The following is an 11,346-nucleotide window of genomic DNA, read 5'->3' as shown; positions in this document are numbered from 1 at the left end:
TGCGAAGCCGAATTCGGTTATGAGCACGATATCGATGGGGTTCTTCGCGAAGGCGTCAGGTTCAATCTGCGTCCGCACGAGATCTTTTACACCAACGCTGAGCTCGACATCACGTTTGTCGCGGTCACGCCATTGTCGGATGAGGGCGTACCGATCGACCGTTATGGCCGGCTGCCGCTGATCCCGCTTTCCGGCAAGGCGATCGATGGCGAGTGGGTGACGATCATCCAGCACCCGAACAGCGAGCCGAAACAGATTGCTATACGAGCAAGCCAGATCATTATTCTTGATCAGGACGCGGCCCCCGACGTCAACCTTGATCATTTCATCCACTATTCGACGGATACGGAGCCGGGCTCATCCGGCGCCCCGGTGCTGAACGACCAATGGCAGGTCCTGGCCCTGCACCACAAGGCAGTCCCTGAGCCGAAGAAGCCCGGAAGGCCTGAGAACAAAACTGTCTGGATCGCCAATGAAGGTGTCCGCATTAGTGCAATTTTTGGCCTGCTCGAAAGACAGCGCTTTGAACAGCCGCAGGCGGGCCTTGTGTTGGACCGGCTTGATACCTCGCTTGGGCTGCCGTCCCTGTCTCAAGGCGGCATCCAGGGCGAAGCTCTTCTCGAGGCGGACCGAAAGCCTCTCGCGCTCAAGCGTTGGGCCGGCGTCACCGGCTATGATCCACTCTTTCTCACCACCCGGATCGACCTTCCCGAGATATATGCACCGTGGCTCGCGCAAGAACAGATTGCGCCGCTGCTGGATGGGTCCGGTCACGAACTTGCTTATCACGACTTCACGTCTGTAATCCGTGCAGACCGGAAGTTTCCGCTGCTGACCGCCGTCAATATCGACGGCAACAAGCTGGTCCATCCCGGTCCGGGGAAGGACACGTGGCGGCGCGATGCGCGTATCGCGCCGGAATACCAGCCGGACGGAGAATTCTATGAGAACAAGGGAAAAGATCCGGTGCAATTCAGCCGCGGACACCAGGTTCGGCTGCTTGATCCCTGCTGGAGCGCCATGAACGATGTCAACCAGGCGCTGGTCGAGTCGCAATTGGGGGCAGAGGATACCTTCCACTACACCAACGCGGCCCCACAGGTCCAAACCTACAACGACATCGACTGGGGCAATCTCGAAGACTACCTGCTCGACAAAGCGCAAAGCACGGACAAGCGGTTGACCATTTTTACAGGCCCGATTTTTCGGGAAGACGATCCTCTGTATGGCAAAGGCCGAAAGGGTGGGCCTTGGAAAATTCCATTGTCTTTCTGGAAGATCGCAGTCCTTCAGAAATCCGCCACCAAGGTGGCAGCCGCCGCCTTCATCGTCGGTCAGACGCAGTACGTGCAGGCGCTCTATGAGGCGAAGGTGTTCTCCGGGCTGAAGCCCTACACCATCGATCAGATGCGCAAGCGCCGGATCCAGACCACCATCGCTGCAATTGAAGGTGAGACCGGGCTCGATTTTTCCGCGGTTCGCCCCTTTGATGCACAAGGGACACTGGAATCCACCCGGCAAACCCGTTGGATCAGCGATATCAATGATGTTGTAATCTGATTGCTGACGGAAAAGGATGGCAGGGGCGGGCGAACGCAGCAGGGCAGGGAGCAAGGGCAAAGCCCTCGGCCCCTCTAAGACAAACGATCCTGCGCCAGATGTCGCATCTGTACCGGCGAGATCTCGCTGTTCACACGAAGGATCGTCACACGAATGTGCCGATACCCGCTGCGGCAAAGTCGCGGCGGAGCAGGACATGCCTGTGGAATGAGGTGGAAAACAAATGAAGAACGATTTACGCCGTGGTATGCCTGAACGCGCCAGTTCGTTTCATGGGGTGATGCAGGATGACAGCATCGAAAGCCAGCCGGAATGTTGTGATTGAACGCAAAAGGCGGGAAGGGGCGACACTTGCTGCCCTAGCCGAGGAATTCGGCGTCTCCCAAAGTACGATCAGCCAGATCCTGGCCAAGCAGGAAAAAAACCGACGCGCAATCAAACGGCGTCTTGAGGCCCCACTGAGGAGGGTAACAAAACCATATGGCGGCCAATAGGCCCTTACAGGTAGGAAGGCAGGATGCGGCGATGCTGAAAACCGATACCCGCCAAGCGAATTGGCGTCGTGCCAATCCGGGCAAATACGATGCTCACCTTGCTGTGCAGCGAGCGGTAAAGGCGGGCGAGCTGGAGAAGCAAACCTGTGAAGTCTGCGGTGTCGAAGCCGTCGATGCCCATCATGATGAATACGAGGAGCCTTTAAAGGTGCGGTGGTTGTGCCGACGACATCACACGCGCCTTCACCATTACGGCGAAGGCATGTTTCCGATCAGGGATGCACCTTAGAGAGCATCCTGAAGCTAGAATTACGGAAGGCCAAGATCCGCACGTACCATGACAGCGGCTAGGGCGCGCAGGAAGCGCATGCCAGTTCGCAACGAGTGAGACAGCCACGGTTCATCGGCGGAATTTTCGGCGAATTCGTTCCTTGGCAGCAGGCGTGGTCATCACCTTCCTGCTCGTGACTTGCATTTCGGAGTGCATCCGCTTGCAGCCGCGGTCGTGGCTGCTCTGTGCTTCGGGTATTACGGCGGAGATTGTCTACGGTCTGCTAGTAGGCACGCAAAAATTTTCCGCTCTTCAATCTAGTTAAACCATAGATAATCTATATTTATCGCGGCGCGATGTTAGGTTTAGTCTCTCGAATGAAGAGGGATACCATGACTGGACAGATCCGTTTCAACGCCTTCGATATGAACTGCGTCGGCCACCAATCCCCTGGCTTGTGGGCCCATCCGGACGATAGATCGTGGACCTATAAGGATCTGGAATACTGGCAGGCTTTGGCTCGCACTCTGGAACGCGGCGTGTTTGATGGCATCTTCATTGCCGACGTGATCGGCTATTATGACGTGTACAAAGGCTCCAACTACCACGCCATTCACCAGGCGGCACAAATCCCGGTCAACGACCCCCTGCAGCTGGCTGCGCCCATCGCGCTGGCTACTGAGCATCTCGGCATTGGCATCACGGCGTCCACTTCATTCGAACATCCCTATACCTTCGCTCGCAGACTTGCGACGGCCGATCACCACAGCAAAGGCAGGGTTGGCTGGAACATAGTCACTTCCTATTTGGAAAGCGGCGCGAAGAATATCGGCCAGGCAGGGCTGAAACGTCATGACAACCGCTACGAGATCGCGAGCGAATATGTAGAGGTGCTCTACAAGTTGCTTGAGGGGTCGTGGGAAGAAGGGGCCGTGGTGCGGGATCGGGATCGCCGCATGTTCACAGACCCTAGGAAGGTCCATGAAATCGGGCACAAGGGCAAATATTTCGATGTTCCCGGCTACCAGCTGTCGGAGCCCTCCCCGCAGAGAACGCCGGTACTCTATCAGGCTGGCGCCTCCGGTCCCGGCAAGGCTTTTGCCGCCAGCCATGCCGAATGCATCTTCGTCGCGGCGCCGACAAAATCTGTCCTGCAGGGCTATGTCGCCGATATCCGCGAGCGTATCGTGGCCGCCGGGCGCGATCCGAAGAAGGTGTTCATCTACACGCTGATCACCATCATAACAGATGAGACCGAGGCAAAGGCGCAGGCCAAGTTGGAGGACTACAAGAAGTACGTTTCGTACGACGGTTCTCTCGTCTTCATGTCTGGTTGGAGCGGGATCGATTTTGGTCAGTATCCGCCCACCGATGTCGTCGAGCGAATTGAAACAAACGCGATCCATTCCTTCGTCGAGCACATTGCCGGCGGTGACAAATTCTGGACCATCGATGAACTAGCGAAATTCGGTGGCATCGGCGGGATGGGGCCAGTCTTTGTCGGCTCGGGCGAGCAGATTGCCGATATTCTGCAAGAATGGGTGGCTGAAACCGGCGTCGATGGTTTCAACATCGCCTATGCCGTGACGCCCGGCAGCTTCGAAGATGTCGTCGAGCACGTTGTGCCACAACTTCAAAAACGCGGCGCCTATCCGACAGCCTACCGTCCCGGAACGCTCCGCGAGAAGTTGTTCGGCAACGGTCCCTATCTGCCAGCCACCCATCCGGCCAACGCGTATCGGGACATCGAGGCGGTCAAGCGCCGCGAGGCCGCAGCCCTGACGCCCCAGCTGAAAACGATTGGCGCGTAATCGCTGCCACAGCCTCTTAACATTAGGTGCATCATGTCACAGGTTGATCAAGCTTGGGGAGCGGGGCCGAGTGCCCGCTACGAGGACCTCGCCAAGAAATTTCGTCCGCTTTTCGAGGAGATCAGACAAGGCGCCATAGCTCGCGAGTTCAACCGCATCCTTCCTGATGCCCAGATCGCGTTGCTAAAACGTGCGGGCTTCGGTGCACTTCGCCTGCCGGAGGGCGAAGGTGGACTTGGAGCGACGCTGGCGGAGTTCTTCAATCTCTTGATCGAACTGTCCGCCGCCGACTCGAACATAACGCAGGCACTGCGCGGCCATTTTGGTTTTGTGGAAAACGTCGTCAACACAGCACCGAGCGCTTTCCGTAGACGTTGGGCTGAGCGCATTTCTAACGGTGAGATCGCTGGCAACGCCTGGACCGAGATTGGCAATGCCAGCCAAGGCGCCTTTGCAACCCATATCGCCCGCAAAGGCGATGGCCTCGTGCTCAACGGCGAGAAATACTACACGACCGGTTCGCTTTTTGCCGATTGGATCGATGTCGGCGCGACAGGCCTGGAAGGCGAGGGCATCACCGTGCTCGTGCGCCGCGACGACCCGGGTGTGCGCGTTGTCGACGACTGGGACGGGTTCGGGCAGAAGCTGACCGCAAGCGGAACCACGACATTTTCCGATGCGAGGGTAGATCCCCTTGACGTCGTGGTCGACGACACGAAGTTTGGCTACAGCCCTGCGTTCTACCAGACTGTTCATCTGGCGACCTTGGCCGGGATAGGCCGCGCTATCGCCATTGAGACCGCCGCTGCGGTTTCGGCACGAACACGCCAATTTTCGCACGCTGCCGGTCCCCGATCGAGCCAGGATCCACAGGTGCTCCAGGTCGTTGGCCGCATTCGCTCCAATGCCTACGCCACCACTGCAATCGTGTTGCAGGTTGCGGCGGCCCAAGAACGCGCCCATGTCGCCAATTTGGCGGGCAATGACGAGGCCGTGGAACGCGCAAATGCGGTTGCCGAACTGGAAACATCACAAGCCCTCGGCGTGGTCACCAATCTGGTTCTCGAGGCGTCGACGATCCTGTTCGACACGCTGGGCGCCTCGGCAGCGAAATCGTCCACCGCGCTCGACCGTCACTGGCGTAACGCACGAACGATATCGTCACACAATCCCCGCATCTACAAAGACCGGATCGTCGGTGATTTCGCGGTGAATGGAACGCCGCCGCCCGGTCAGTGGCGCATCGGGCAAGCACCGGCATTAACGGCAGAGAGCCCGGACAAAGTCGACGAAAGTTCCGCTGCGGCCTGACCGCCGTCAAGGGGATGCGCGCTCGTGGCGCGCTGCAAGGTGCAGGGCGCGTGAAGTGCATTCAACCTCCCGAGCCTCTCGGGCACCAATTTCGCTATTGTAGGAGATGTCCATGATAGAAAGTCCAGATCGCGGTCTCGGCCGCCGTGAAGTCCTGAAACTCACCGCGCTTGCCAGCGCAACGGTCGCCGGTGCCGCTTTGGTCGGCGTCAGCCCCGGCCTGGCAAGCGGCGAGCTGTCTCTTAAGGGCAAGCGCATCGGCATCAGTACCGTGGGCACAGACCACCACGCCGATCTCCAGGCTTATAACGCCCAGATCGAGGAGGTGAAACGCCTGGGCGGCGTTCCGATCGGCGTTGATGCCGGGCGCAACGACGGCAAGCTCATCTCCCAGCTTCAGACACTGATCGCGCAGAAGCCCGACGCCATCATCCAGCAGCTCGGCACGCTCACGGTTATCGATCCCTGGCTGAAGAAGGCGCGTGATGCCGGCATCCCCGTCCTCACCTTGGACGTCGGATCGACGAACTCGCTGAACAACACGGCATCCGACAATTGGGAAATCGGCAAGAACCTCGCTCTGCAGCTGGTCTCGGACATTGGCGGCGAGGGCAAGATCGTAGTCTTCAACGGCTTCTACGGGGTCACGCCCTGCGCGATCCGCTACGATCAGCTGGTGAATGTGATCAAGTATTTCCCGAAGGTGGAGATCATCAAGCCGGAGCTACGCGACGTTATCCCCAATACCGTTCAAGATGCCTTCACCCAGGTCACCGCCATCGTGAACCGCTACCCGGAAAAAGGCTCGATCAAAGCGATCTGGTCGGCCTGGGATATCCCTCAAGTGGGAGCCACACAGGCTCTCGTGGCCGCCGGCCGCACGGATATCAAAACATACAGCATCGACGGCAGCCCGGAAGCGCTGCAATTGCTCGCCGATCCGAACTCCCCTGCTGCCGCCAATGTGGTCCAGCAGCCGGCCGAACTTGGGCGCACCGCGGTCCGCAATGTTGCCCGTGTCCTGGCTGGCGAGACCTTGCCGCGGGAGACCTATGTTGCGTCCATGCTTGCGACCAAGGACAACGTCAAAGAGGTCATCGAGAAACTCGGCGTGCATTAGGTCGGGGCTAAGACGGTATTCCAGTGCTTCCGCGGTATGTCGTCTTGTCTTTCAACGATCAACAGCGCGTCGTTTTGAAGCTGCGAGACAACAATGATGGCCTTGCCAGCTGCAACTGCCACGATCTCCGCCTCGCATCGCAACAGCCAAAGCAACCCACAATCAAAGGAGTAAATCATGACTGAAAAATCAGCCACAGGTCTCGGCCGCCGCGACCTTCTGAAGTTTACCGCACTGGCGGGCGCAGCGGTCGCCGGTGCCGCAGCGATCGGGATTCGTCCGACACTTGCTGCTGAAGACCTGCCGCTCAAAGGCAAGCGCATCGGCATCAGCGCCGCCGGCACTGACCACTTCTTCGATCTCCAGGCCTACAATGCCCAGATCGAGGAGGTAAAGCGGCTGGGTGGCGAGCCGATCGCCGTGGATGCGGGGCGCAACGACGGCAAACTCGTTTCGCAGCTCCAGACCCTTATCGGGCAGAAGCCGGACGCCATTGTCCAGCTTCTTGGAACGCTGACGGTCATCGACCCCTGGCTCAAGAAGGCCGGCGATGCAGGCATACCGGTTTTGACCATCGACGTCGGCTCCACTTATTCACTGAACAACTCGACCTCAGACAACTGGGGTCTCGGCAAGGACCTCGCCCTGCAGCTCGTGTCCGATATCGGCGGCGAAGGCAAGATCGTCGTGTTCAACGGCTTCTACGGCGTCACGCCTTGTGCGATCCGTTACGATCAGCTCGTAAACGTCGTGAAATATTTCCCCAAGGTGGAGATCATCAAGCCGGAACTGCGCGATGTCATCCCCAATACCGTCCAAGATGCCTTTACCCAGGTGACCGCGATCCTCAATCGCTATCCAGATAAAGGTTCGATCAAAGCAATCTGGTCGGCCTGGGATGTGCCGCAGCTTGGCGCAACGCAGGCTCTTGTGGCTGCTGGGCGAACCGAGATCAAGACTTATGGCGTCGATGGCAGCCCGGAAGTCCTCCAGCTGGTCGCCGACCCCAAGTCTCCAGCCGCAGCCGACGTTGCACAGCAACCGGCAGAGCTCGGGCGCACCGCCATTCGCAACGTTGCCCGCCTGCTTTCTGGCGAAAAACTGCCACGCGAAACCTACGTGCCGGCGCTTCTCGCCAACAAGGCGAACGTCGGCGAGGTCACCAAAAAGCTGGGCATCGGCTGACTTTAGTGACCAGGCCGCGCCTCTGTTCAAAGGTGCGGCCATCGTTCAGCGTGCGGAGCACCCATATGAGCCAAATAATCGCAGCGGAAACTGACCCTGCCGACATTCTCAAGCTGAGCCAGGTCGTCAAGACCTTCGGGGGGGCGCGCGCTCTTGATGGCGCGGGACTGACTGTAAGACGGGGAACAGTGCATGGGTTGGTCGGCCAAAATGGAGCTGGCAAATCCACACTGATCAAGGTCCTCGCCGGTCTCCACCAGCCAGACGATGGCGCAATAGAGATCGATGGCACGACACACGCGCGGCTGACCCCGAAGCTTGCGGAAGAACTTGGCATCCACTTTATCCACCAGGATCGGCTCCTGCCGCCAAGCTTCACTGTCGGGGAAGCGCTTTTCTTAGGTGACGAACCAAGCCTTGGGGCGACACCCTTTCTCGATCGTCGGCGCATGCGACACGAAGCGGCGCGCCTGCTCAAGTTCTATTTCGAGATCGAACTGCCTCAGAACGCGCTGATCTCGGAGCTGACCACGGCGGAAAAGCAAATCATTCAGATCACTCGTGCATTGATCCGCAAGCCCAAGGTTCTCGTTTTCGATGAGCCAACAGCAGCGCTCGTGCGCCAGGAGGCCGATATTCTGTTTCGGCTGATCAGGCGGCTCGCCAACGAAGGCGTCACAATCTTGTACATCTCTCATTACCTCAGAGAAATCGAAGACATCTGCCAGACCGTCACGATCTTGAGAAATGGCCGTGATGTTGCGACGCTTGCCCTGTCCGAAACCTCTGCCGAGGAAATCGGTCAGTTGATGATAGCGCGCGAGACAGGTGATCTCTTTCCCGCTCGTCAGGTGCGCCTCGGCGAGGAGTTTCTTCGCGTGCAAGACCTCGCGGTGGCAGGCAAGTTCGAGCCGGTTTCCTTCACCTTGCGCCGCGGTGAGGTGCTCGGAATCACCGGGCTTCTCGGATCGGGTGCCAAGGACCTGATGCGTGTCCTCTTTGGGCTGGAACGGGCAACATCGGGGACAATTGTCCACGAAGATCGTAACGTCGGACTTGCCTCGCCGCGAGACGCGGCCAAGGCAAGATTTGCCCTGGTCCCGGAGGATCGTCGTCGCCACGGGGTGGCACTCGATATGAGTGTGAGAGAAAACGTGACCATCGCCAGCCTCGGCCGATTCTTGCGGTTCGGGCGGCTCGACAGGAAGGCTGAAGCAGGAGAGACGGATAAACTCGTCCGAAAGCTTCAGATCAAGGCTGACGGGCGAGAGGCCTTGGTCCGGTCACTATCTGGCGGCAATCAGCAGAAGGTGGCGATAGCGAAATGGCTGGCTCGCGACACCGACCTTTATCTGCTGGACGAACCCACAGTGGGCGTTGATATCGGCGCAAAAGCCGAGATCTATGCACTGATCGCCGACCTCGTTTCGAGCGGAGCAAGCGTCATCCTTCTCTCCACCGATCTCGATGAACTCGTCGGCATGACGGATCGGGTCCTCGTGATGTTCCGCGGGCGCGTTACGCGCGAGCTTCAATCCAGCCACACCATGGCAAACGACATATTGGCCGAGGCCACCGGCGCTCGGGAAAGGTTGCGTCATGTCAGTTGATATCGAAAGCTACGCTCCCGTTTCCGGAGCGGAACCGGAGACGCCTCAGCAAAAGACCCGGCTCGCTGCCACTTTGCTGCGTTATGGCGCCTTAATAACCTTTCTGTTGATCCTGGTCATATTCTCCGTTTCGGCGCCCTTCTTCCTTTCGGTGTTCAACATCGGCAACATCCTGGGGCAGACGGCAATCACCGGGGTTCTGGCGATAGGCCTCACGGTCGTCGTGATAGCGGGAGGCCCGAATGTCGTGACCGGCGGCATCGATCTGTCGCTCGCCGCCAACATGGGTCTTAGTGCAGCCATTTACGCGAGCTTGATACAGGCAGGCTACGGTGACGGCGCCGCCGTGATCGCGGCGCTCGGTTCAGGCCTTGCGGTCGGTGCGGTAAACGCGATTGCGGTGGCCGGGATCGGCATCGTGCCTCTTTTGGCGACGCTGGCGGTCATGAATGTCATTGCCGGGCTCGAGCTTGTGCTGACCGAAAACACGGTCATTCCTGCCTCCGGCGATGTGCTCACAGCACTCTCCTCCCAGGGGCCTTTAGGTATCCCGGTGCTTGGCTATGTTCTGATCGCCTTTTCGCTTGCGATGTCTCTTCTCGTGCAGGGTACGCGCTATGGGCTGCGACTTTATGCGGTTGGTGAATTTCCGGAAGCCGCGCGCTCCGCAGGCATTCCGGTGAAGGCCTATCTCGCCGCAGCCTTCCTGATCAGCGGTCTTTGTGGTGGTCTCGCCGGCATCCTCAATACAGCATATCTCAGTGGCTCAAGCACGGGTTCGGGCGAGATGCTCCTGCCTGTGGTCGTCACCGCGCTGCTCGGATCGGTGTTTTCCCGCCGACTTGTTCCGACCGTCGGCGGCACCCTGCTATCGGCTTTGTTCGTCGGTGTTCTTCTCAACGGCTTTCAGCTCCTCAATCTCTCCAGCACGCTGGTCAGCGGCGTCCAGGGTGTACTGATCCTGCTGACCGTATCGGTTACGACACTTATTCGCAGGGACGTTTGACCATGGCGACCAAATCTCTTTCCAGGAATGTTGTCGCGCTCGGCGGCCGAACGGCTCTGATCATCGCGCTGATCTGCGTCTTTTGGCTGTTTGCCTCGCTAGCGCCGAGCTTCCTGACAGCTGGCAATCTTTCAAGCCTGCTTGCCAACAATTTCAGCTTGCTGGCAATCGTAGCCGTCGCCATGACCTTCGCCGTGGCTTCCGGCGGTATCGATCTGTCGATCGGCGCGGCGATCGATTTTTCCAGCCTCGCTCTCGTGTCATTGGTGCTGACTGGCCATTCCGTCGGTGTTGCGGCCTTAGGCGGGCTTGCCGCGGGAGCGCTTGTCGGTGTGTTCAACGCGATCCTTATTTCCTGGGCAGGCCTTTCGCCTTTTCTTGCGACGCTTGGCACGCTCTTTGTCGGCCGCAGCATTCAGCAGCTGCTCACCAATGGCGGCAACCCGATCTACCTCCCGCAAAATGCGATACCGGGTTCTTTCCGTGCTATCGGGCATGGCACGATCCTCGGTGCCCCGGTGCCGCTGATCATCGCGCTCGCCACGGCGGCGGCCGCCGCCTTCCTACTTTCGCAGAGCCGGTTCGGCCGCGCGGTCGTTGCCGCAGGCGTGCAAGCCGATATTGTGCGCTATTCCGGGCTGCCGCTGCGCCTCATTCTTGCAGGAACCTATGTCCTGATCGGCGTCATCGCAGCGGTGGCAGGCCTGGTCCTGACCTCGACCGTGACAGTCTACGTACCCAATTCAGGCAACGCATTTTTGCTCAATTCCGTTGGCGCCGCATTCATAGGGACAACCATCCATATCCACGGTCGCCCCAATATCGTGGGGACCGTACTCGGCGTTTTGCTGCTTGCTATCGTCGCAAACGGCCTGCTCTTGAGCGGCCTGAATTTTTACTGGCAGCAGGTTGGAACGGGCACCTTGATCTTTCTCGTCCTGGCGCTCAGCTTTGCGACACGAAAGGCCAGCTAAACGG

At 59.0% G+C, this 11,346-nt stretch carries 10 protein-coding genes; all 10 read left to right on the top strand.

The features are described from left to right. The coding region (locus AS026_RS32110) for a DNA/RNA non-specific endonuclease (RefSeq protein ID WP_062374515.1) at positions 1-1,560 on the top strand (1,560 nt) is incomplete at its 5' end. Positions 1,561-1,847: 287 nt separating this feature from the next. Beyond that, entirely contained in the window at positions 1,848-2,054 is a 207-nt protein-coding gene (locus AS026_RS44700) for a sigma factor-like helix-turn-helix DNA-binding protein (protein ID WP_007539502.1), read from the top strand. A 31-nt stretch (positions 2,055-2,085) separates the two neighbouring features. Next, positions 2,086-2,343: a hypothetical protein gene (locus AS026_RS40710; protein ID WP_040679114.1), complete on the top strand. Its 258-nt coding sequence runs from the start codon at positions 2,086-2,088 to the stop codon at positions 2,341-2,343. Positions 2,344-2,717: 374 nt separating this feature from the next. Next, positions 2,718-4,136, top strand: coding sequence for an LLM class flavin-dependent oxidoreductase (locus tag AS026_RS32100; RefSeq protein WP_062374513.1), 1,419 nt, complete (start codon positions 2,718-2,720; stop codon positions 4,134-4,136). A 33-nt stretch (positions 4,137-4,169) separates the two neighbouring features. After that, on the top strand, positions 4,170-5,447 hold the full coding sequence (locus AS026_RS32095) for an acyl-CoA dehydrogenase family protein (protein WP_028746909.1): 1,278 nt from the start codon (positions 4,170-4,172) through the stop codon (positions 5,445-5,447). A gap of 112 nt (positions 5,448-5,559) precedes the next feature. Beyond that, positions 5,560-6,567 carry a sugar ABC transporter substrate-binding protein gene (locus AS026_RS32090; RefSeq protein WP_028746908.1) on the top strand — a complete coding sequence of 336 codons (1,008 nt, stop codon included), beginning with the start codon at positions 5,560-5,562 and terminating at the stop codon, positions 6,565-6,567. A gap of 177 nt (positions 6,568-6,744) precedes the next feature. After that, on the top strand, positions 6,745-7,752 hold the full coding sequence (locus AS026_RS32080; RefSeq protein ID WP_028746906.1) for a sugar ABC transporter substrate-binding protein: 1,008 nt from the start codon (positions 6,745-6,747) through the stop codon (positions 7,750-7,752). 65 nt (positions 7,753-7,817) lie between these two features. Further along, positions 7,818-9,362 carry a sugar ABC transporter ATP-binding protein gene (locus AS026_RS32075; RefSeq protein ID WP_037075242.1) on the top strand — a complete coding sequence of 515 codons (1,545 nt, stop codon included), beginning with the start codon at positions 7,818-7,820 and terminating at the stop codon, positions 9,360-9,362. Next, complete coding sequence (locus tag AS026_RS32070; RefSeq protein WP_028746904.1) at positions 9,352-10,368, top strand: ABC transporter permease; 1,017 nt, start codon at positions 9,352-9,354, stop codon at positions 10,366-10,368. Before AS026_RS32075 ends, AS026_RS32070 begins: the two co-directional genes overlap by 11 nt. Positions 10,369-10,370: 2 nt before the next feature. Beyond that, the gene (locus tag AS026_RS32065; protein WP_007539487.1) at positions 10,371-11,342 is read left to right on the top strand and encodes an ABC transporter permease; all 972 of its coding nucleotides are present in this window, start codon (positions 10,371-10,373) and stop codon (positions 11,340-11,342) included. Positions 11,343-11,346: the final 4 nt, after the last annotated feature.

Origin of the sequence: Rhizobium altiplani, from assembly GCF_001542405.1 — a bacterium.
Taxonomy (GTDB): Bacteria; Pseudomonadota; Alphaproteobacteria; order Rhizobiales; family Rhizobiaceae; genus Rhizobium; species Rhizobium altiplani.
The sequence above is the reverse complement of the archived record's forward strand: the minus strand, read 5'-3'. Positions and strand labels throughout refer to the sequence as shown.

Bases quoted from the DNA above. Each gene is read 5' to 3' on its own strand.
- AS026_RS32070 (WP_028746904.1), top strand. From the start codon at position 9,352: ATGTCAGTTGATATCGAAAGCTACGCTCCCGTTTCCGGAGCGGAACCG.
- AS026_RS32090 (WP_028746908.1), top strand. From the start codon at position 5,560: ATGATAGAAAGTCCAGATCGCGGTCTCGGCCGCCGTGAAGTCCTGAAA.
- AS026_RS32075 (WP_037075242.1), top strand. From the start codon at position 7,818: ATGAGCCAAATAATCGCAGCGGAAACTGACCCTGCCGACATTCTCAAG.
- AS026_RS32080 (WP_028746906.1), top strand. From the start codon at position 6,745: ATGACTGAAAAATCAGCCACAGGTCTCGGCCGCCGCGACCTTCTGAAG.
- AS026_RS40710 (WP_040679114.1), top strand. From the start codon at position 2,086: ATGCTGAAAACCGATACCCGCCAAGCGAATTGGCGTCGTGCCAATCCG.
- AS026_RS32100 (WP_062374513.1), top strand. From the start codon at position 2,718: ATGACTGGACAGATCCGTTTCAACGCCTTCGATATGAACTGCGTCGGC.
- AS026_RS44700 (WP_007539502.1), top strand. From the start codon at position 1,848: ATGACAGCATCGAAAGCCAGCCGGAATGTTGTGATTGAACGCAAAAGG.
- AS026_RS32095 (WP_028746909.1), top strand. From the start codon at position 4,170: ATGTCACAGGTTGATCAAGCTTGGGGAGCGGGGCCGAGTGCCCGCTAC.
- AS026_RS32065 (WP_007539487.1), top strand. From the start codon at position 10,371: ATGGCGACCAAATCTCTTTCCAGGAATGTTGTCGCGCTCGGCGGCCGA.